General features: G+C 43.9%; 18 protein-coding genes. 9 read left to right on the forward strand and 9 right to left on the reverse strand.

Features of this window, described 5'->3' with window-relative positions; genetic code table 11:
* Positions 1–179: 179 nt before the first annotated feature.
* The 3 genes from L1286_RS12225 to fadI all read right to left on the reverse strand — a co-directional run bounded on the left by L1286_RS12225 (position 180) and on the right by fadI (position 4341).
* The gene (locus tag L1286_RS12225) at positions 180–587 is read right to left on the reverse strand and encodes a hypothetical protein (RefSeq protein WP_235407332.1); all 408 of its coding nucleotides are present in this window, start codon (positions 585–587) and stop codon (positions 180–182) included.
* A 340-nt stretch (positions 588–927) separates the two neighbouring features.
* A complete protein-coding gene (gene fadJ / locus L1286_RS12230; RefSeq protein WP_235407333.1) occupies positions 928–3030 on the reverse strand; it encodes a fatty acid oxidation complex subunit alpha FadJ in 2103 nt (700 codons plus the stop codon).
* Positions 3031–4341: an acetyl-CoA C-acyltransferase FadI gene (fadI, locus tag L1286_RS12235; RefSeq protein WP_235407334.1), complete on the reverse strand. Its 1311-nt coding sequence runs from the start codon at positions 4339–4341 to the stop codon at positions 3031–3033.
* A 293-nt stretch (positions 4342–4634) separates the two neighbouring features.
* On the opposite strand from fadI, the gene L1286_RS12240 reads away from it, so the two are divergent.
* The 9 genes from L1286_RS12240 (at position 4635) to L1286_RS12280 (ending at position 13739) form a co-directional block, all read left to right on the forward strand.
* Positions 4635–5591 (forward strand): AAA family ATPase, encoded by a 957-nt coding sequence (locus tag L1286_RS12240; protein WP_235407335.1) that lies wholly within the window; start codon positions 4635–4637, stop codon positions 5589–5591.
* Positions 5592–5606: 15 nt separating this feature from the next.
* The gene (locus L1286_RS12245) at positions 5607–6548 is read left to right on the forward strand and encodes a DUF58 domain-containing protein (protein WP_235407336.1); all 942 of its coding nucleotides are present in this window, start codon (positions 5607–5609) and stop codon (positions 6546–6548) included.
* Between the two features lie 5 nt (positions 6549–6553).
* Positions 6554–6988: a DUF4381 domain-containing protein gene (locus L1286_RS12250; RefSeq protein ID WP_235407337.1), complete on the forward strand. Its 435-nt coding sequence runs from the start codon at positions 6554–6556 to the stop codon at positions 6986–6988.
* Complete coding sequence (locus L1286_RS12255) at positions 6981–7967, forward strand: vWA domain-containing protein (protein WP_235407338.1); 987 nt, start codon at positions 6981–6983, stop codon at positions 7965–7967. The genes L1286_RS12250 and L1286_RS12255 overlap by 8 nt, the downstream gene beginning before the upstream one ends.
* Before the next feature lies 1 nt (position 7968).
* Entirely contained in the window at positions 7969–9834 is a 1866-nt protein-coding gene (locus tag L1286_RS12260) for a vWA domain-containing protein (RefSeq protein WP_235407339.1), read from the forward strand.
* Positions 9828–11471: a BatD family protein gene (locus L1286_RS12265; RefSeq protein ID WP_235407340.1), complete on the forward strand. Its 1644-nt coding sequence runs from the start codon at positions 9828–9830 to the stop codon at positions 11469–11471. The genes L1286_RS12260 and L1286_RS12265 overlap by 7 nt, the downstream gene beginning before the upstream one ends.
* Positions 11472–11523: 52 nt before the next feature.
* Entirely contained in the window at positions 11524–12039 is a 516-nt protein-coding gene (locus tag L1286_RS12270; protein WP_063357905.1) for a sigma-70 family RNA polymerase sigma factor, read from the forward strand.
* On the forward strand, positions 12039–12764 hold the full coding sequence (locus L1286_RS12275) for a DUF3379 family protein (RefSeq protein WP_235407341.1): 726 nt from the start codon (positions 12039–12041) through the stop codon (positions 12762–12764). Before L1286_RS12270 ends, L1286_RS12275 begins: the two co-directional genes overlap by 1 nt.
* A gap of 111 nt (positions 12765–12875) precedes the next feature.
* A complete protein-coding gene (locus L1286_RS12280) occupies positions 12876–13739 on the forward strand; it encodes a Tim44 domain-containing protein (protein WP_235407342.1) in 864 nt (287 codons plus the stop codon).
* 59 nt (positions 13740–13798) lie between these two features.
* Here L1286_RS12280 and L1286_RS12285 read toward each other — a convergent pair whose 3' ends face one another.
* The 6 genes from L1286_RS12285 to hrpA form a co-directional block, all read right to left on the reverse strand.
* The gene (locus tag L1286_RS12285) at positions 13799–14647 is read right to left on the reverse strand and encodes a kinase (RefSeq protein WP_235407343.1); all 849 of its coding nucleotides are present in this window, start codon (positions 14645–14647) and stop codon (positions 13799–13801) included.
* Between the two features lie 4 nt (positions 14648–14651).
* Positions 14652–15320 (reverse strand): response regulator, encoded by a 669-nt coding sequence (locus L1286_RS12290; protein WP_235407344.1) that lies wholly within the window; start codon positions 15318–15320, stop codon positions 14652–14654.
* A 103-nt stretch (positions 15321–15423) separates the two neighbouring features.
* Positions 15424–16992: an ATP-binding protein gene (locus L1286_RS12295; protein WP_235407345.1), complete on the reverse strand. Its 1569-nt coding sequence runs from the start codon at positions 16990–16992 to the stop codon at positions 15424–15426.
* Between the two features lie 162 nt (positions 16993–17154).
* A complete protein-coding gene (locus tag L1286_RS12300; RefSeq protein ID WP_235407346.1) occupies positions 17155–17451 on the reverse strand; it encodes a PilZ domain-containing protein in 297 nt (98 codons plus the stop codon).
* A gap of 10 nt (positions 17452–17461) precedes the next feature.
* Positions 17462–17845, reverse strand: coding sequence for a response regulator (locus L1286_RS12305; RefSeq protein ID WP_063357900.1), 384 nt, complete (start codon positions 17843–17845; stop codon positions 17462–17464).
* An 85-nt stretch (positions 17846–17930) separates the two neighbouring features.
* A complete protein-coding gene (gene hrpA, locus L1286_RS12310; RefSeq protein WP_235407347.1) occupies positions 17931–21812 on the reverse strand; it encodes an ATP-dependent RNA helicase HrpA in 3882 nt (1293 codons plus the stop codon).
* Positions 21813–21837 lie beyond the last annotated feature (25 nt).

A 21837-nucleotide genomic window follows, 5' to 3' on the forward strand; every position in this document is an offset into this window, starting at 1 on the left:
TCTGACAAGCACAGGACAGGGAAATAACCGGCAGCTTTTAGGGAACAGAAAAAGAAAAATGTTAACACCCAAAAGGCAAAGCGTACAATTTACTTTGCCTCACTGGTGATTCAACTTGTGCACTGCATTATTGCCGTTACACAAGCACAGGGATTAATAAATAATATCGAAGACCAATATTAAGCTCTTCCAGATGCAAAACATTGCCATCCAGGTCCTACACCCCAGTATTTGCAATATACACCTGGTGTCTTCGTTGAACCGGCCGCTCTTCGCCAAGCGCGTATGGCATTTTCGGTTGCATTTGCTTCACTGTATCCCCAAGAGTCTACCTTAATGATTTCGCCACTTGGCGGCGTCGTACTTTGCTTTGTCAGTCGGCCATCACACTGCCAAGGAGGACCAACTTGAGGGTTAAAGCAGTTGATACTCAAAACTTTGTAGTTATTTCTAGCGGCATAATTGTGAATTGCGCTTTGCGCTTGTGCCTTTGTGCCACCGTAAGCGCTGTAATTAATAACACTTGCGACTACCTGGCTTGACCCCACTAAAGCAGTGGACAGGATGATGGTTTTTAGCATGTTCATTTTCTATTCCTTTATCAAAAATCCTAATTAGAATTGAACAAACAATAACCAAAGTAAAGCGCTGCAAATTGATAAATCTTCAATTAACAAGCACCTCCCCATCTCCTACACATAAAACTAACCCCTTATTTTTATTTGCTTTTTAATGGAGATTAGATTACCTGCGCGCAATGTGGTGTTTAAAATTCAACATCTATATGGGAAGATTTTTTCCTTCGATAGGAGTATGAAACACACCAGCGTGCATGGTTGACCAGCTCGTTATGTAGGTTGAAAGGATATGAAAAGTATCTAAAAACACCCCATTGTCGGGGTGTTTTTTATCAGTGACTACGGCAATTTAGCCGTAGTAAGCTTCACCGGCCTCAGCTTTGGCTTTTAAAGGCTCAGAGGGCGTGAATACATCATTTTCCGTGGCATAGGTGGACAGCTCCGAACACACTTTATTAATACCGCGCTTGTCCATGTAGCTAAATGGTCCACCTAGGAATGGCGGGAAGCCAATCCCAAAGATTGCACCGATGTCACCATCTCTTGCCGAAGCAATAATGCCCTCATCAAGGCACCTTGATGCCTCATTAAGCATTTGAGCAACACAACGGTTGGCAATTTCCTGCTTGTTCAGTTTTGGCGCTTGGGTTATGCCCAACAGCTCATAGACTGACTCATCCACTTTCTTGCCCTTCTTCCCCTCGTATGTATAAAAGCCTCTTCCTGTCTTACGACCTAAGCGTTTGTTACTTATCATACGCTCAAACGCATTCGGCGCCTTAAATCTCTCACCCAACTCTTTTTCTAGAATTGGCGCAATTTTCGAACCAATGTCAATCCCAACTTCATCGAGTAAAGCTAACGGCCCGACAGGGAAACCAAATTCAACCAATGCCTGGTCAATCTTTTCTATTGGCTCACCTGCCAACAGTAAATTTGCAGCCTCGTTTACATAAGGTGCCAAAATTCTGTTCACGTAAAAGCCCGCTTTGTCTTGAACCACAATGGGCGTTTTACCCTGTTTTCGAGAGAAGTTTACTGTCTTTGCGATTGTTTCTTCTGACGTACCTTCATGTGGGATGATTTCCACAAGCGGCATTTTTTCGACGGGTGAGAAGTAGTGCAAGCCAATTACATTTTCTGGACGTGCTGCTTTTTCAGCAATTTGAGCAATTGGCAACGAAGAAGTATTACTGGCAAAAATCGTGTTCTGTGAACACGCTCGCTCAATGTCTGCAACCATCCCCTGCTTAAGCGCTAAATCCTCAAACACCGCTTCAATCACAATATCAATATGCTCGAAACCACTGTAATCAATGGTGCCCGTGATGCTATTCATCGTCGACTGTACTTGTGCTTTGGATAGGATTCGACGCTTTTGCTTTTTGGATAAAATTTTATAGCTGTAGTTTAGAGCGTTGCTGATACCTTGATGTGCAACATCTTTAATACGCACACGGACACCTGCCTTTGCCGCACTCACGTGTGCGATACCAGCGCCCATCAAACCACCACCGAGTACCGCAGCACGCTCAATTTTCGCCTCACCGTCACTCTGCCACTCTTTTTTCATTTCTGTTGTCGCAAAGAAAATACCACGTAAAGCGCGAGAAACTTCGGTCATAACTAAATCAGCAAAACCTTCAGCTTCCGTCTTGTATGCTTTGAGCTCATCAAGTTCAACGGAAGCTCTAACCGCTTTGATAATTGCAAACGGCGCAGGATAGTGACCACCTGTTTTCTTTTCAACATTTTCTTGTGCTTTCTTGAAAATGATATTGCGGCCAAACGGGTTTGATTCTAATAACTGACTCAACTTGTCTAATTTTGGCTTACGAGGCTTTGGTTTACCCTTTCGCGCAAGTTTGATGGCAACATCCATCAAAATACTTTGTGGTACGCAATCATCAACTAGGCCTGCTTTGTTAGCTTGCTTAGCCCTAACTTGTTTGCCTGTAAGCATCCACTCTAATGCCTTTTGAATACCCACCAATTTAGGAAGCCTTTGTGTACCACCGCCGCCTGGCAGCAAGCCCAATTGCACTTCAGGTAGGCCTAATTTGGTTTTGTCGTCAGTGCTACAGACGCGGTAATCACACGCTAAAGCAAACTCTAATCCACCACCGAGCGCCGCACCATGAATTGCTGCGACAGTTGGGTAAGGCAATGATTTCATTTTAAAGAATGCTTGCTGACACATTTCTGATAGTCGCAATGCGTCTTCACGCGTGTTTGCATTATCAAGCATTTTAATGTCTGCACCAGCGATAAAGTTATCTGATTTACCGCTTACAAATACCATACCCGTTACGTCATCTTTTTTGCCCTGCTCTAAGATCTCTAGCAATTCGTCGGCAAAAGAATCACGTAATGTATTCATCTTTTCACCAGGCACATCAATCGTGACTAACGCAACCTTGTGACTGTTTAATTCATAACTAAATACTGACATTTATGCACTCTCCAATACAAAAGCGGCGCCCAAACCACCTGCGGCACATGCGGTCGTAAGCGCTAATCCACCACCTCGACGCTTAAGTTCATTTAAACTTTGCGTGATTAGGCGTGCTCCTGTTGCTGCAAATGGGTGACCATACGCGAGCGAGCCCCCATTTACGTTAAATTTATCCATATCAATTTCGCCAATCGCTTTGCTACGGCCAAGCTTGTCTTGCGCAAACTTATCAGATGCAAACATTTTTACATTGGCAAGCGCCTGCGCTGCGAATGCTTCATGCATTTCGATCAAGTCTAAGTCTTTCAGTTCAATGCCTGCTCTATCAAGTGCAAGCGGGGTCGAGTGCGCCGGTCCCATCAGCATATCTTCCTGTACTCCAATCGCCGAAAAAGCATACGAGCGTACATAACCGAGAATCTCATAACCGAGGGCTTTTGCTTTGCTTTCGCTCATCATTAATACCGCCGCTGCACCATCCGTCAGTGGGGTAGCATTTGCAGCAGTCACAGAGCCGTGCTTTCTATCAAACACTGGGCGTAATTTAGCATAGCCCTCTAAAGAAGAGTTCGCTCTGATATTGTTATCTTTATCGATAAAGCCTTTGTAAGGCTCCACGTGTGCAGCCATAACTTCTTGAGATAACAAACCATCATCCCACGCTTTAGCAGCCAATGAATGTGAGCGGTGTGCCAACGCATCTTGCTCTTCACGACTAATGCCGTGTGTTTTGGCCATTTGCTCTGCTGTATCCCCCATAGACAAACCAGTTGAATACTCTGCAACAGCTGGAGGGACTGGCAATAAATCTTTCAAACGTAGCTTTGAAAAGATCTTAAGCCGTTGGCCAAGTGTACGTGCTTTATTTAAATCTACGAGGCTGCCTGCAAGTTTTTTACTCACGCCAATGGGTAATACTGACGAAGAATCGGCACCACCTGCGATACCAACAGCCGTATGACCTGCGATAATTGACTCTGCAACGTTTGCAACCGCTTGAAAGCTGGTCGCACATGCACGCGACACGGAATAAGCATCAACAGAAACAGGCATCCCCGTCCCGAGGACGATTTCACGCGCAATGTTTGGCGCTTCAGGCATTTGAACAACCTGACCAAATACAAGTTGGTCAATCTCTTTTTTATCGATATTCAAGCGTTCCAGCATTTCATTGACAACGGTTTTTCCCAAGTCTAGTGCTGGTACATGGTGGTATGCAGTCGCTTGTTTTGCGAATGGAGTACGCAAGCCACTGACAATGGCAATACGGTCCCCGTTTATTGTTTTTAGAATGTTTTGTTCAGACATGAATTTTGCTCTCCCGCTGACAGGTCTGACCTGTTATTTTAATCCGATTCTAAACAACCGAACTCGTTATGCCAATAGAAATTTAGAAATTGTCTGTAAAATCACAGCGCAAATTAAACTTAGCGCGAAAATTGCACAATACAAAAAGCTGCTGAAAAATATATTAAAAATATGGAACTAAACCGGATTATGCGGTCTAAGAAAAAAAGCGAAAATACACCTCAAAAGCTTGAGTTTTCCTTTTCAATCCATATAAATAAGCAACAAATTTGTCATAACAAGGACAAACAAGCATGGCAGTTAATGAGTTTACTGAATTAAAAAAATACCTAGATACACAAATAATCGGTCAACCAGACCTAACCGAAGCACTTCTTATTGCAATATTGGCTGATGGCCACCTGCTAGTAGAAGGTCCGCCAGGGCTCGCTAAAACCCGCGCAGTTAATGCGCTGGCGACGGGGATCGAAGGCAGCTTCCAACGTGTTCAGTTTACCCCTGACCTTTTGCCTGCTGACATCACCGGGACTGATATTTATCGGCAGCAAACCAGTGAATTTGTTTTTGAAAAGGGCCCTCTTTTTCATAACTTGATTTTGGCTGACGAAATTAACCGTGCACCTGCAAAAGTGCAATCAGCCTTGTTAGAGGCCATGGCAGAAAGACAAGTCACAGTCGGAAAAACAACCTACCGGTTACCAGATCTATTTTTGGTCATGGCTACTCAGAACCCATTAGAGCAAGAAGGTACATACCCACTGCCTGAAGCACAGCTGGATAGATTCTTATTACATTTAAATATAGATTATCCAGCCGCACAGACTGAGCTAGAAATTTTACGCCTTACCAGAGGTGAAGCACTCAGTGACGAAAAAATCTCGTTTACGCCGATTAGTCAGCAAACCCTGTTTGACGCACGCAAAAAAGTTTTGGCATTGCATTTAGCAGAACCTTTAGAGCAATATTTAGTCCAATTGATCATTGCGACTAGAGAGGCCTCCGCGCTGGACTCACAATTGGGTGCATGGATTGAACTGGGCGCGAGCCCACGAGCAACAATTGCGTTGGATAAATGTGCAAGAGCACACGCATGGTTACAACAACGAGATTTTGTGACACCTGATGACATTCAAGCCGTTTTACATGATGTGCTTAGACACCGTATTATTTTGAGCTATGAAGCACAAGCTGATGGCATCACAAAAGACCAAGTGATCAGCCGTATTCTTGAGTTAGTGCCAGTGCCATAAATCAGGCTCATTTATATGAAAACACATTTCGACATAACACACTGGTTTTCACATAGTCATAGCAATGGTTTTGAGTTGGGTTTAAAGGAACTGCTTTACTACAAAGCGAAGTCTCGTTTGCTCGATTTGAAACCAAAAGGACAGATACGAAGCCCGCAAGCAGGGCAATACCTTGCGCCGCATAAAGGCCGAGGCATGGAGTTTGCTGAAGTACGTCAATACCAGTATGGCGATGACATTCGTGCAATTGATTGGCGCGTCACGGCACGCACGGGTGAAGCCCATACAAAACTCTATCAAGAAGAAAAAGAGCGTCCAGTATTTGTCTTTACCGATCTGTCGAATAGTATGTTATTCGGCAGCCAGCTACTACTCAAGTCTGTTCAAGCTGCGCACCTCAGCGCTTTAGTCGCATGGTCAGCCACGCAACGAGGTGACAGATTAGGTGGCGTGGTATTTTCTGAGCATAGCCATCACGAATTGAAACCCACCGCCCGCGACAAAGGCGTGTTGGCATTTTGCCACCAATTATGTGACGTCCATAGCACAAGTTTAGTTAACCGAGCACAACCAGCGCCGAGTCGCTTTAATGACAATTTACGTCGTCTCAAACATCTGGCCAAACCAGGTAGTTTGATTTACCTCATTTCAGACTTTTCGGACTTAAATGATGAAAGCTTTTCGTTGCTCGAAGGCTTGAGCCGTCATTGTGAAGTCATCGGCTGTCAAGTCAGTGACCCATTTGAGCATCACCTGCCCGAACACAGCGACGCAATTGAAATTCAAGGTGGACAAGCTTCTTGGATACTGCCACTCAGTGACAAAAAGTTTAGAGATAGATTTGCAAAGCGAGCTGAACAAGTATTCAATGCACGGTTACATCGCTTGGGCCGTTCAGGCATGACGATGCTTAACTTTTCTGCCGCACAACCACTGGAAACACAGCTCTCTAGGTAACAAGTATGACTCCTTCTCCACTCGATGCCCTACATGACGTTTTACCACCAGAACAAGTTCACTGGTGGCCACTTTCATTACCTATGTGGGCACTTATTTTAACTGTAATACTGTCTTTGTTTGCGGTAAGTGTTTTTGCATATCGTCGTTGGCAGTTTGGCGCGGCCAAAAGAGAAGCCCTAAAGTTAAGCACGCAATGTCAAGACAACCCGCTTGAATTACACAATCTGCTAAAACGGCTTACCAAGCATTATTATGGCAGCCAAGCAACATCTCAATCGACTGCAAACTGGTGTAAAACACTGAACAGGCTGTCACAGGTAAAGTTTCAAGAAACGGATATTGTGTCGCTATACCACCCGACTCCACGAGCCGATTTGCAGCCCAAACTGGTCGCGGCCATAAAAACGTATAAAATAAAGGAGCGACTAGATGTTTGAATTTGAGTGGCCTTGGGCGTTTTTGTTACTCCCCTTGCCTTGGATCATCGCTAAAATAAAGCCTCAGCCCGCGCAGTCGCCGCAGAAGATTCGCATGCCCAGTTATGCCGCGCTGGGCGGTACCAGCACTGACAGCCAATCAGTCAAGTCAAAAAATAATTGGTTAGAAATTCTAATTTGGAGTTTGTTGGTAACCGCATTGAGCAACCCAAGCTGGTTAGATGACCCCATCACACTGCCAAGTGAGGGGCGAGATATTATGCTTGCCGTCGATTTATCGCATTCTATGGCAGAAGAAGACATGGAATACAACGGCCGCTATGTCGATCGCTTGTCCGTTGTAAAAGCGGTGCTCAGCGACTTCATAGAGGAGCGCCAAGGTGATAGATTGGGACTGATTTTGTTCGCCGATACCGCCTTTTTACAAACACCACTTACGCGTGATATCAATACCGTTAGCCAAATGCTTCAGGAGTCCCAAATAGGGCTTGTGGGTCGAGCAACCGCCATTGGCGATGCGCTAGGCTTAGCGGTAAAACGATTTAACCAAAAAGAAGAAAGTAACCGCATTCTTATCTTACTCACAGATGGCCGAAATACCGCCGGAAATTTAGAACCCGATGAAGCATTGATCCTGGCCAGAGAAGAAGGCATTAAAGTTTACACCGTTGGAGTCGGTTCTGACGGTCGCAGAAATATGGGCTTTTTTTCAATGGGTAGTATGGGAGGAAATAGCATCGATGAACAAACTTTAACCCATATTGCTGACGAAACAGGCGGGAAATACTTTCGCGCCAAAAACGTTCAGGGATTACAACAAATATACGCAGAGTTAGACAAACTTGAGCCAATCTCTGATGAAGACGAAACGTTTCGACCCAAACAGGCTCTGTTCTACCTGCCTTTGCTTGCAGCGCTTGTATTTTGGGGGCTAGCACTCATCATTCGTGCGGCAAGACAATGGAGGCGAGAGAATTAATATGACCGAATTCCAATTCATCCGTCCAGAACTACTATGGCTACTCATCCCTTGGGTTATTATCAGCTTAATCCAGTGGTATAAACGAACGACAACGCCAGAGGCTAAAATTATCGCCCCCCATTTGGCGGGTGTAGTCATGGCCAATAGTGAGCAGCAGCAGAGCAATCGCAGTTCGTGGCTTACTAGCATCATTTTGTTACTCAGTATTTTTGCTGTTGCAGGCCCTAGTATTGAAAAGCAAAGCGTGCCTGTATATTCTGCGAAACAAGCCCGTGTGATTGTTATGGACATGTCCTACTCCATGTACTCGACCGACATCGCACCAAACCGCCTTACCCAAGCACGGTTTAAAACACTTGACATGCTGCAACTATTTAAAGAGGGCGAGACAGCCTTAGTTGCCTATGCGCAAGATGCATTTATCGTCTCTCCTTTAACCAGCGACATTAAAACCTTAGAGAATCTAGTACCGAGTATTAGCCCTGATATTATGCCCGGCAAAGGTGCCAATGTGCTCGCAGGGATAGACCAAGCTAAAATACTGCTTGAACAAGCCAACTACGCACAAGGAGAAATCATTTTAGTCACCGATGAAGTGGAAACAGATGAAGTGAGTGATATTCAGTCGTTACTTTCGGGCAGTGGCTACATGCTTCACGTTTACGGCGTTGGCACCGTTCAAGGTGCGCCAATTAGTGTTCCTGAGGGTGGCTTCTTAAAAGACAGATACGGTCAGATCGTCGTTCCCAAGCTTTATGTGGATAGGCTGAAGTCATTGGCTCAAAGACTGGGTGGAAAGTACGCAAGCTATACGCCTGATGGCGCCGATATTCAAACATTTGCTGATGTACAACGCAGTGAAATTGAACAACCAGAACAGCCAAATGAGACGCTTTGGCGTATTGATGCAGGTAAATATCTTTTGTTTATTATTTTGCCATTTACTTTAATCGCATTTAGGAATGGCGCAATGGCGCTGTGCGTTACCTTTATCGCCTTCATCCCAAGTTCACCAACCTATGCAGCAGATTGGCAGTCTTGGTTTAAAAATAAAGATCAAAACGCACTCTCAGCTTACCAAGCACAGGACTTCGAAAATGCAGGTTCTGCGCTGAATAGTACACTCAAAGGGGCCGCGTTATACAAGCAAGGTCACTATGAGCAGGCTGCAGCAGTATTGAAAGATACCGACTCGTCAGTTGGTCAATACAATTTAGGAAACGCTTTAGCGCATTTGGGCAAACTGGATGAAGCAGTGAATGCATACGATCAAGCGCTCTCTATGAACCCAGACTTTGAGGAAGCTAAACAAAACAAAGCATTGGTTGAGCAATTGAAAGAGCAGCAGCAAAACCAGCAAGAATCGCAACAAGATGAACAATCCTCTGATCAACAACAATCCTCTGATCAACAACAGCAATCTGAAGATCAAGCTCAATCTGAGTCTCAACAACAAGGTGAGCAAGACTCGCAACAGCAAGCGCAAGGGGATGAATCCGAACAGCAACAAAGCAGTCAATCTCAAAATGCTGAAGGGAAAGAGCAAGCTGAGAGAGAAAATCAAAATGAGCCTGAGCTGGCCGATTCAGAGTCTAATAAAGAACAAAAACCGGAGAGTCAGCCCGAACACGCCGCGCCACAAAATGTGGAGCAACAAAATGCAGAGGCTCAACAAGGCAATGAACCAGTTCCAGCTCAAATGAGAGCGCTGACACCTGAGGAAAAAGAAAAAGCGCAACAGCTCGATCAACTGTTACGCAGGGTACCAGATGATCCAGCCATTCTCCTCAAGAATAAAATGCTTTTGGAATCAAGACAGAGACAACAACAAAGACAACCTGTAGGAGCAGAAAAGTCATGGTAATGCGGTATGCTATTTGTTTTTTAATTTTTGCGCTCGCGCTACCTGTATGGGCTATCGATAAGCTCACCGCCAGTGTTGATAAAAACCCTGTGCTTGTGGGCGAATACTTTACGTTAACGATTGAAGCAAACGGAAAAGTCTCTGGGCAAATGCCCGACACCTCTACGCTCGCCCAAAGCTTTGTGACTGGCCCAGTAAGCACCAGCTCTAGAACCCAAATCATCAACGGCAGCATGAGTAGTGCCACAACTTGGCAAATGCAAGTCATGTCTAGACGTGCTGGGGACTTTACCATCCCTGCATTTTCCGTAGCGGGTGAACAAAGCGAGCCGATTGCGCTCAAAGTTGTTGCCAGAGATCAAGATGCCAGTGAACAAAAAGATATTTTCATCAAAGTCAGCCTAGAGCCACAAGCCCTTTATGTCCAACAGGCGGCACTCTATACAATGAAACTGTATATTGGCAAGGACTTGATAGAAGCCCAACTCAGTGAGCCAGTTATGAAAGACGCAACATTAACTGCGATGGGTCAACAAGAAGAAAACTATGAGATTGTCGACGGTCGAAGATACCGCGTTATCACTAGAAACTACCTGGTCCAACCCCAAAAGAGTGGCAGCTTCACGATTGATCCTCCCGTCTTTAATGGCCAAGTTAGAGAAGGTTATCGCCGTATGGCCATGAGTGCTATCGGTGAATCGCTCGCAGTGGAAGTCAATCCAATCCCTGATGATTATCGCGGTGACTGGCTGCCAAGTGAATTAGTAAATTTAGCCGAAGAATGGCAACCCGACGAGAACAAAGTTGTTGTCGGCTCTCCTATCACGCGCACATTTACACTAACAGCATTGGGGATCACGAAAGAGCAAATGCCCGACATTGATGTACCCAGTGTTGAAGGGTTTAGGATTTACCCTGATGAGACGGATAGAAACCAAATGGCAAGAGATGGTCGTGTGATATCTCAGTTGGTTGCATCCTACGCATTACTACCTCAAAAACCAGGTATTTACACATTGCCGGAAATAAAGCTGCCTTGGTTCAATACGGTCATTAATCGCGTTCAATATGCTACTTTACCTGCACGAACTATTGAAGTAGTGGCAGATCCAAATCAACCTCAAGTACCCACTCATGTAGCCCCCCCTCAGGCTGAACGCAATGACGTACACCCTCAAACGCCAATTGAGCCACAAATTGTATATAAAGAATCAGAAAAATCACTGGCTGATTGGGCAATTGCGGCATTAGGCTACATACTATGGGTAGCCACACTATTCGTCTGGCGATTAAAATCTCGTAAACAGCAAACGACAAGTGTGGTCTCTGATGAAACATCAAATAAGACAAACCTCGATACTTTAGCACGCGATTTAGCAGCGGCTGCAAAGCAAGATGATGCCAACTTATTTTACAAATCATTAAGACAATACATAGAGACCACTCAGCAGCGCACAATGAAAACATGGCTTGCTGAACAAAACACCGAAATCAGGGACGAAATTGCAAAACTGCAAGCATCCCTTTATAGTGCGAACAAAGCTGATGTGGATATTCTCTCGCTGTACAAAAAAATAATAAGTGCTGAAAAACGAGAAAAATCAGGTACTCAGAACCGCCTCGAGAAGTTGTATTAAAATAATATGGCGAAAAATGAAATAATATTGCTAAAGACAAGGTCTAGTTAGCATGACCCAAAAACAAAAACGTTACGAATCGTTGGTGCAGGTCTACCATACAGAGCTTTACCGCTTTGCTTATTGGCTGTGCCAAGATCCAAGTATTGCAGAAGATTTGGTTCAAGAAACTTTTTTACGTGCATGGCGTTCTCTTGACGCCTTACAAGATGAAAAAGCAGCCAAATCTTGGTTATTAACTATATTGCGACGTGAAAATGCACGTCGCTTTGAAAGAAAACAATTTGATTATGCGGATGTTGAGCACGACACGCTTGAAGATACCAAAAGCACATCATTAGATGACGAAATGGAACAAACAGTTGTGCAAAGACAGATAAGCCAGTTAGCGCCTGAATATAGAGAACCCTTACTACTTCAAGTTGTAATGGGTTGTTCAGGTGATGAAATCGCAGAAATTTTGGAGTTAAACAAAAACACAGTCATGACTAGATTGTACCGAGCGAGAAATCAGCTAAAAGAGGCATTAACCAACGTGAATGAATCAGCAAGGGGGGCATCAAACTGATGGATGATTTAGAATTTCGTCGTCGCCTATTCGCCGATCCAAATGATGAAAAGCTTGCGTTAGAGGCGAAAAATGATCCAGAGAAGCAACGCTTAGTAGACGAAGCGCAAGACTTTGACGCGATGTTAGGTGACGCTTTCAGTGTCCCCGTTCCAGGTGATTTGCAAGCAAAACTGATTGCCCAAGTTAAAGAGGAGCCCGAAGCGAAAAGCGCCGCTAATGTGGTCAATATCGCATGGTACAGACGTGTCTCTGTTCCTATGGCGTCAGCAGCGTCAGTGATGTTGGCAGTACTGGTGTATTTCAGCTCTGCAGTGCATGCGCCGCTCCATGCTGGAGAACATGCACTTGAACATGTCTATTATGAAGAGAGCGCACTGAGACTTGATAAAGAAGTGACGTTACAGGTTGTCAACGAAAAGCTGGCGATGTTAGGGGGCAAATTAGAATCTATGCCCGGAAAAGTAACGTACGCGACTTTTTGCAACTTCAAAGGCCAAAGAAGCTTACACCTTATATTCCAATCTGATCACGGACCAATGACCGTTTTTATTGTGCCTAGCGACAGCAACGATTACCGAGATGGCAAAGCAAATTTTAATGATGAAAGATTTGCAGGTTCAATTAAAAAAGGTAAGTATGCAGATACCATATTAGTCGCAAAAGTTGGTAGTCCGATTGATAAATATCAAGGTGAAGTCAACAACTCCTTACGCTGGCTATAAAAATGGGGCGCACTAAGCGCCTCATTTGTTCCTAAAACCAACCTATTTTAGTTCATTTCATCCGTTATTTTATTTAAAATGACAGACAGTATTTAAACTTAGAGGAAAACCATGAAACAATTTTTTGTTTTATTGACTATCGTTTCGATGTTGTTTGCAACCGCTTTTGATGCTGAAGCTCGTAAAAAGTTTGGCGGCAAAAAGAAAGGTAAGACACATCAAACATCTACTGTTCAACAGAAAAAGCAAGTAGACACAAAGTCTCTTGCAGCGCAGCAAGGTGCAAAGAAAAAATCGAGTAAAAAAGGCATTATGGCTGGTGTATTAGGCGGCCTACTCGCTGGTGGCCTAATCGCAGCGATGCTTGGCGATGATTTTGAAGGCTTCCAATTCCTTGAAATGATTTTGCTCGCAGTTGCTGCTTTTGTGCTGTTTAAAGTGATTAAGAGCTTTATGAGCAAAAAGCAACAGCCACAAATGGCAGGTGCCCCTAATTTTGGCCAGCAACAACCAAGCCAGCCTTTCTCTCAGCAACCACAGCAGTTCCAAGCAAATCAAACTGCTGGCGGTTTTGGTGCGGGACAAGAAGTGCCATTCAACCTTCCAAGAGATTTTGATGTCAGCGGGTTTTTACAAGGTGCTCGCGCTCATTATCAAACGATTCAGGCTGCGTGGAACAAAAAAGACTACGCGACAATGGCTGAGTATTTGAGCCCAGAGCTTGTTGAGGAGTTCCGTCAAGAACGCGAGCAACAAGGTGATGTGGCTACTGAAGTTATGTTTGTAGATGCAGAACTCGCACGTGCAGACGTGAGTGCTGACAAATGGGAAATCAGCGTAATGTTCAGAGGTAAATACCGTGATTTAGGTGACATGCAAGAAGAGCCTATTCATGAAGTATGGCACCTTGAGCGCAAAACTCATGGCGATGCGCCTTGGTTAATCGTTGGTGTTGAAGATTTAATCGATAGCTAACTAAGCTAGCGTGGCTTTATTATGACTTAAAAAGGCGCTCACAAGCGCTTTTTTTCGTTTCATCTAATCGCAGTCTTTCGATGAGAATCAAGTGTAACCTCAAAGTCGCACAAATTTGGAAGCTGATTGATACCCCATTCTGTCAATCGCTGATATGACTGTATAAATTTGCTGACTTGCTGCGCACTCATTCCCCTACCAGTTTTAGTGATCAGCTTATTTTCCTGTTCTAGCCGCCAATTAAATACATGTTCAAAGCTTTGTCCATTTAAAAATAGGAGTTTATCAAATTGACAAAATAAGCTTTGATAATCGCCAGCCAAAAACTCATTCACGGCTTTTCTATACGATCCATCTTGGTCATGCAACAGCTCAAATTGATTGCATGTCGAGGTCAATAAAGTCTCAGGTTGCGCTGGTAAGCCAAGACACCAACCTTCAAATATCAGTACATCAATTGGCTTTTTAACTTCTGTCCACTTATCTTCACTGAAGGGATCATCCGTCGATTTATCAAACCTCGGAAGGACAAATGCTTGCTTGCGCTTGAACCGCTCTACAACAGAACACGCAGCTTTAATATTATGAGTACCCGGTGCGCCTCGAGTTTCAAATTCAGGGTGCAGACGGCGCGCTAATGCCTGTCTTGAGTGTTTACTTAAATAGAAATCATCAAGTGACACAGCTTCAGCAGACACCCCTTGTGACTTTAAGTACTCGACAAAGTAAGCCGACAACGTAGACTTCCCGCTCCCTTGGCAACCCGATATGGCAATAGACAAAGGAAATGGCACTTCACTTATTGTAGATTTGAACCAATCGAGCGCAGGGTTTACTCCCTCGATATAATCGTGTGGTAGTTGCCATTTATTGCAAAATTGAGTTTGCCAGTTAGTAAGAAGCTGCATTTATCTATGCTTCGAACTTATACCCTACCCCATAAATGGAGTGGATAAACTCACAGTCAGGCGCAATATCACTCAACTTTTTACGAATTTTTTTAATATGGCTATCGATGGTTCTATCGCTAACGACTCTATCATCGTCATAGATTGACTCCATCAGACGCGCGCGATTGTATACCCGACCGGGGTGTTTAAACATCGTTTGCAGCAGCATAAACTCAACATGCGTTAAATCCGTACGCTTACCCGCATAGTTAACGAATAAAGTTTCTTCGTCTAAATGCAGGCCTGTTTGAATAGGCGCAGGACTATTTGTTCGTCTGAGGATCGCTTTAACGCGTGCCACGACCTCTTTCGGACTATATGGCTTACAAACATAGTCATCTGCTCCAACTTCCAATCCCAGAAGGCGATCTATTTCTTCAACTTTCGCGGTAGTCATTACAATTGGCACCGCAGAGTCTTTACGTACCTCATTGCAAATTTGAATACCATCCACCGACGGCAGCATCAAATCTAGTAAAATGATATCTGGAACAAATGTTCGGATACGCTTCAGTGCATCCGCACCATCCATGACAATATCGTAGTCATAGCCGGCTTGCTCAAGGTACTTGCCTAAGATATTTGCGAGCTTTTCTTCGTCTTCGACAATCAACACTTTTTGCTTATTCATATCAGTACCTTAATCTTCAAAATCACAATTCCATTATTCACAAATTACGACACAACGCGAGTCAATTTTGAGGTAATACTCACTGTAATCCCTTATCCGTATTCTAATGTTTGATCGGCAATACAATTTCAAAATTAACCCCGCCCAACTCACTCCTTTTCGCAGTTATTTTACCGTTATGCGCTTGAGCAATACTGGCACAAATAGCAAGGCCTAAACCAGAACCACCTGATGCCCTATCCCTTGCCTGATCAACACGGTAGAGCCTATCAAATAATTTTGGTAACAGCTCTGGCGCAACCCCTGGGCTACTGTCTTGCCATTGAATACAAACGTGTTCATTGCTTTTTTCGACGTGCACATTAATACGCCCAGGCACCTCTTTTGATGCGTCAGTATAGCGTAATGTATTTTGCATTAAGTTATAAAATAGTTGAGCAAGCCTTGATTCATCACAACTCAAAACAACCTCCTTACTACCAGAAATTGACCATACAAAATGCTGTGTTTTAAGTGTCGCAGCATGCGAATCAAAAGTGTGACTGATGACATCATTCAGTGTGCACATCGCCATTTTATAACTGAGCGAGCCCCTATCGGACATAGATAGCTGATGTAAGTCATCAACGAGCTTTGTGAGCCTGTTTATTTCTTCATATAATGAGTTTAGTTGCTCCTCATCGCTTTCAATTACGCCATCGATCATACCTTCTAGTTCGGCTTTAAAGACAGCGATGGGTGTACGCAGTTCATGAGAAATGTCAGCTATCCACTGTTGCCGAGAACGCTGGTTTTCTGCCAATGTTGCAGCCAACGTATTTAAATCTTGTGCAAGTTGCCCCAATTCATCTTTGCTGTACGACTTGAAAGGTGGCTTGTAATCTCCCGATGCTATTTTTTTGGCAGCTTCCCTTAAAGACAAAACTGGCGCCACCAAAAAGCGGCTAAATGGAATAGCCAATAAGCTGCTCACTATCATCGCGACAATAGCAATACCTAAAAACCAATGCTTTTGACGGCTGGCGAATAGCGCATCTAATGAATTACTTATCTCCATACCATTGGCAATACCTATGTGCCCTAGTAGCCGCCCCGTGTTATCTGCATTTTGATAGATAGGCTGCCACAATGCCGTATGCTTGGACTTTGGCCTACCAATGAGCAGTTCGTCTTCAGCTGACTTAAATACAAGGCGTGCGGGTGATTTATGCTTTGGTCTAGGTGGACGCCCTTCACGCCCATTAGGTTCTCTTTGAGGTTTCCCCTCACCTCTTCCATCCTGTCGGTGATGTTTGGGTGGCCTTTTTCTTGGTCGCTTCATCATTTGTTCAATCTCTGTATCAGAGCGTCCTTCAAATTTTCCTACCAGCCTTGGCCATTGCGGATGGTGTTTCGCCACCCAGCTTTGTCCATATAGCGAAAAATTTTCTCGGATAGTAGGCATTAAGGCTGTCAGTTTAGCGCGACTGCTATTTTGTAAGTACTCTCTGAAGCTTTTTTCAAATGCGAGTTGATTGGCGTAATAGACCGCAGAGATTAAGACTGCGTTTACCAATAACAAAATGGCAAGCAACTTTCGTCTCAAGGTAAGTTTCATGGCAGCTCCGTCGTTGTCAAACCAGTTAGCTTTGCGTCCAATGACTACCTTTTTCGTCTCAAGTTGTTGTTCCATAGCCTTTTCTATTGGGTTAAGTAACGGTTCTATCCATAGAGAGTGGCAGCTTGGATATCAATGTCTGATAAGCTGAACACATTATTTACTATAAATGTGTAAAAACCGTGGAAGTTGTGAATATGAAGAGGCAAGCAGCCTCTCCATATATTTGATAGCGTGTTAATTAATTTGGACGATTTCAAGGCCTATTACGTAAGAATCTGGCGCAGTCTCCGTACTACTACATCGTACAACTTTAGCATTGGCATTAAATGGGGGAATTGTCGCACTCTTGCTATTGATAAAAACGGTCGCCAGTTCTCCAACTTCAAGTGGGCTATCAATTTCAACCGACAGTCCCGTTGCGCTCAAATCTTGGCATACACCGACTATTTTTTCCCCAGTTTGGCTAACTGTTAACTCTGCTTGCGCATTGACCATCATACGCATAAACCGACGTTTATCTTCATGGATCATAGTTGAACTCCTAGACCATATTTTTTATTTTTTCCAAAAGAGATTGCATGGCAAATGGCTTTACAACATATTCATCGCAACCTGCTTCATACCCTGCTTGCTTTTCCTGTTCAGATTCTAACCCCGACACCATCATGACTGGAATGTCTTTGGTTTCAGGTGTATTTTTCAGCATACGACACGTGTCGTAACCATCAAGGCCCGGCATACAAACATCGAGCAATATGACATCCGGCGGATCTGCTATTGCATTAGACAGACAACTTAACCCTGATTCCGCATAACTGAATTTAAACGCGTCCGACAAGGCCATCGATAACATTTCGTAATTAAAATACTCATCGTCGACGACCAAAACGTGCGGTGTTTTACTCCGTCTTTGCTGCGTGGACATAGTCAATGCCGCTTCCTTCTCACAATCCAAAAAATCATATCCTCTTATTAAGGTAATTGTCTCAAGGCAAAATGCAAGTCAATTCCTATAAATCCACTTCATTTAACGCATTACTAACACGCTTAGCCGAAATTGGGTAAGGTGTACCTAATGTTTGAGCGAATAAAGACACTCTTAGTTCCTGTAACATCCAAAAAATATGTAACAGCTCCGCAGGGACAGGCATTCCTTTTGGCACTTTATTGTACTTTTGCGTGTACAGTTCAGTTACTTTTTCAATTTCCAATACACACAAACGATCTCTATTTGGGTCAACAGGTAATTTCTCTAGTCGCTTTTCTATTGCTTTTAAATAGCGCAGTAAGTCTGGCATTTTGTCTGCCCCATGCCCACTGACAAACCCTTTAAAAATAAGCGATTCTAACTGTGATTTAATGTCTCCGTGCGCCGTAATCATGGTCAGATCAACGCGCCCCTTCATGCGTTTGTTAACTGCATGAGCAACACTCAGAACTTGCTCTACTTGAGACGCAATTTCGACAACCTTATCGCCTAATTCACCTCGAATAAACTCTTTTGCTCGCTCAAATTCTGATTCGTCTCTCACCGCCTCAAACTGTGCAAGTAAGCTATCGACACCCGCAGCAGTACAATCTGAAATTAAGTCATGAATTTTACCGAATGGATTGAAATACAGTCCCAGCTTGGCCTTATTGGGCAGATGCTGTTGCAAATATTTCACTGGAGAAGGAATATTCAACAAGATCAAACGCCTCAAACCAAGTTGATGGGCTTGTTTGGCTTTTTCAGGGTGATCAAACAACGTAATCGCTGCACTGCCTTTTTTGTCTACCAGCGCAGGGAATGCTTTAATTTCATAACCCCCCTGTTTTTTCGTATACTCATTTGGCAGTGCTCCAAATGTCCATTCTGTTATGTCATCTTGTTCAATCCCTTTTTCAGCAACTTTCGACAATGTTTGAGAAACTTTACCCTGAAGCTTTTCTTTTAATGCATTTAGATCAAAATCATGGGCCAATACCTTGCCGCTATCGTCAACAACCTCAAACTGCATTTTAAGGTGATTCTCTAACGCGCTTAAATCCCAATCGTCTTCATGCACTTTAATGCCAGTCATACGTAACAATCTTGTCGCGAGGGCTTCTAATAAAGTGCCTTGAAGGGGTTCTATCGATGCGAGCACAGCATCGGCATAGTTAGGAGCAGGTACAAAATTACGTCTTAGATTTTTCGGCAAGCTTTTAATCATTGCACAAATAAGCTCATGTCGCAGCGCTGGAATATGCCAATCAAAGCCCTCAGTTTGTACCTGATTCAATAGCGCTAATGGCACAACCACCGTAACACCATCGACCGCTTTACCCGGTTCAAAGTGATAATTTAACGCAAGCGTTAAGTTGCCTTGCTGCCATGTATCGGGATAATCAAAAGCAGTAACTTTATCAGCGCCATGGCGCATTAGAGTATCACGGTCCATATGCAAAACACGCTTGTCATTTTGTTGTTTGAACCAATGATTAAACGACGCACGGTTATTTACGTCTGCAGGGATTCGCTCGTCGTAGAATTCAAACATGTGCTGCTCATCTACTAAAATGTCTCGACGTCTAGCTTTGTTTTCGAGTGATTGGATCTCTTCGATGAGCGCTAAGTTGTATGCTAAAAATGGCGCCTTTTGACCGAGTTGTTGGCCAATTAATGCCTCTTTTATAAACAACTCACGGCTTATTATTGGGTCAATTTGGCTGTACACCGTGCGTTTTCTTGAGACAACCGTAAGCCCATACAGCGTTTGCTGTTCGAAGGCGATAACAGCGCCTTGCTTTTTCTCCCAATGCGGTTCGCTGTAGCTACGCTTAACTAAGTGTTGAGCCAGTGGGGGCACCCATGCAAGATCGATCTTCGCATTGATGCGTGCATACAGCTTGCTAGTCTCAACGAGCTCAGCTGACATTAACCATTTTGGACTCTTTTTAAATAAGCTAGATCCGGGAAAAACATGAAAAATACTGTTTCTTGCCCCTTTATAGTGTTGCTTTTCATCTTTGACGCCAATATGGCTTAACATACCACTTAACAGCGATTGGTGAATGGCGTCGTAGCTCGCTTCATTGCCAGACCCTTTCAGCTCCATTTCATCACTCACTGTCGTCAATTGATAAACAATATCTTGCCATTCACGAATCCGCATATATGCCAAAAAGTCCTTTTGACACAACTTTCTGAACTGACTTCTTGAGAGCGCCTTTTGTTGCTCTTCTAAGTACTGCCAGAGATTGAGAAATGCCATAAAATCAGAATTCGGGTCTTCAAAACGACCATGCTTTTCATCCGCAGCACCTCGTTTCTCTTGTGGCCTTTCCCTTGGATCTTGGATAGAAAGCGCCGCAGCAATGATAGTAACTTCTTTTAATGCTCCCTGTTCTACCGAAGACAGTACCATCTTTGCCAAACGAGGATCTATCGGTAAGCGGCTGAGCTTTCGCCCTGCATGGGTCAGTTTCGCATTCTCACGTCTGCTTGCAGCTTGGACTGCACCGAGCTCTTCCAGCAACGACATACCATCTTTGATGTTTCTATTGTCAGGAGCTTGAACAAATGGAAACTTAGCAATATCGCCCAGTCCTAATGCCAACATTTGTAAAATAACAGATGCAAGGTTAGTCCGTAAAATTTCTGGATCGGTAAACTCAGGACGAGATAGAAAGTCCTCTTCAGAGTACAATCGAATACAAATACCCGCAGCCACACGTCCACAGCGGCCTGTTCTTTGATTTGCGCTCGCTTGAGAAACCGCTTCAATGGGCAGCCGCTGAACCTTAGTACGGTAGCTATAACGGCTGATACGTGCGGTACCAGGGTCAATGACATAACGGATCCCTGGGACCGTCAACGAGGTCTCTGCCACATTGGTGGACAGTACAATTCTGCGATGGCTATGCGGCGCGAAAATGCGGTTTTGTTCTGCATTAGATAACCGCGCAAACAAAGGGAGAATTTCCACTCCTTTCAAATTTCGTTTGCTAAGCGCATCTGCAGTATCTCTGATTTCTCGTTCACCATTCATAAATATTAGAATGTCACCGGGTCCTGCATCACACAGTTCATCCACGGCATCAAAGATACCTTGCAGTTGATCGTTTTCAGCTTCGCTTTGTTCGCCTGACACGTCAAGTACAGGTCTGTAACGCACCTCAACAGGGTATGTACGACCAGACACCTCGATAATAGGAGCATCATTGAAATGCTCTGAAAATCGCTCAGGGTCAATCGTTGCAGAGGTAATAATGACTTTGAGGTCAGGCCTTTTTGGCAGAAGATTTTTTAAGTACCCAAGAATAAAGTCGATATTAAGGCTTCGTTCGTGAGCCTCATCAATAATGATGGTATCGTATTGATTTAGAAATCTATCTTGTTGTATTTCAGCAAGTAAGATGCCGTCCGTCATCAATTTGATGTAACTTTTATCAGAGACTTGATCACTAAAGCGGATCTTGAAACCAACTTCCTCACCAAGCTCACACCCAACCTCTTCAGCAATACGATTAGCCACACTGCGTGCTGCAAGTCGCCTAGGTTGAGTATGGCCAATATACCCATCTATACCGCGACCAAGCTCCAAACAAATTTTTGGCAGCTGAGTGGTTTTACCCGAGCCAGTTTCACCGGCCACGATGACAACCTGATTATTTGCAATTGCCGCTTTGATGTCTTCTTTCTTTTGGCTAACGGGCAAAGATTCTGGATAAGAGACTGGTGGCAAGCCTTCTTGCCTTTGAGTTTTCAATTGCTGGCTACGCGCAATGGACTCACTGATCTGAGCAACAACTTTTTGCTGTTTTTTCTCATCAGTGATCTTTTTCACACCTTGAAGACGTTTCTTAAATAAAAACTGATCCTTCTTTAAGCAAAAAGGAATATCTGAATATAACGACTTTAAGTCCACTACACGACACCTTGAAAATTCCAAA

Origin of the sequence: Pseudoalteromonas sp. SMS1, assembly GCF_021530565.1 — a bacterium.
GTDB lineage: Bacteria > Pseudomonadota > Gammaproteobacteria > Enterobacterales > Alteromonadaceae > Pseudoalteromonas.

Bases quoted from the DNA above. Each gene is read 5' to 3' on its own strand.
- L1286_RS12260 (WP_235407339.1), top strand. From the start codon at position 7,969: ATGACCGAATTCCAATTCATCCGTCCAGAACTACTATGGCTACTCATC.
- L1286_RS12300 (WP_235407346.1), bottom strand. From the start codon at position 17,451: ATGATCCATGAAGATAAACGTCGGTTTATGCGTATGATGGTCAATGCG.
- L1286_RS12285 (WP_235407343.1), bottom strand. From the start codon at position 14,647: ATGCAGCTTCTTACTAACTGGCAAACTCAATTTTGCAATAAATGGCAA.
- L1286_RS12290 (WP_235407344.1), bottom strand. From the start codon at position 15,320: ATGAATAAGCAAAAAGTGTTGATTGTCGAAGACGAAGAAAAGCTCGCA.
- L1286_RS12265 (WP_235407340.1), top strand. From the start codon at position 9,828: ATGGTAATGCGGTATGCTATTTGTTTTTTAATTTTTGCGCTCGCGCTA.
- L1286_RS12240 (WP_235407335.1), top strand. From the start codon at position 4,635: ATGGCAGTTAATGAGTTTACTGAATTAAAAAAATACCTAGATACACAA.
- fadI (WP_235407334.1), bottom strand. From the start codon at position 4,341: ATGTCTGAACAAAACATTCTAAAAACAATAAACGGGGACCGTATTGCC.
- L1286_RS12270 (WP_063357905.1), top strand. From the start codon at position 11,524: ATGACCCAAAAACAAAAACGTTACGAATCGTTGGTGCAGGTCTACCAT.
- L1286_RS12280 (WP_235407342.1), top strand. From the start codon at position 12,876: ATGAAACAATTTTTTGTTTTATTGACTATCGTTTCGATGTTGTTTGCA.
- L1286_RS12245 (WP_235407336.1), top strand. From the start codon at position 5,607: ATGAAAACACATTTCGACATAACACACTGGTTTTCACATAGTCATAGC.
- L1286_RS12305 (WP_063357900.1), bottom strand. From the start codon at position 17,845: ATGTCCACGCAGCAAAGACGGAGTAAAACACCGCACGTTTTGGTCGTC.
- L1286_RS12275 (WP_235407341.1), top strand. From the start codon at position 12,039: ATGGATGATTTAGAATTTCGTCGTCGCCTATTCGCCGATCCAAATGAT.
- L1286_RS12255 (WP_235407338.1), top strand. From the start codon at position 6,981: ATGTTTGAATTTGAGTGGCCTTGGGCGTTTTTGTTACTCCCCTTGCCT.
- fadJ (WP_235407333.1), bottom strand. From the start codon at position 3,030: ATGTCAGTATTTAGTTATGAATTAAACAGTCACAAGGTTGCGTTAGTC.
- L1286_RS12250 (WP_235407337.1), top strand. From the start codon at position 6,554: ATGACTCCTTCTCCACTCGATGCCCTACATGACGTTTTACCACCAGAA.
- L1286_RS12225 (WP_235407332.1), bottom strand. From the start codon at position 587: ATGAACATGCTAAAAACCATCATCCTGTCCACTGCTTTAGTGGGGTCA.
- L1286_RS12295 (WP_235407345.1), bottom strand. From the start codon at position 16,992: ATGGAACAACAACTTGAGACGAAAAAGGTAGTCATTGGACGCAAAGCT.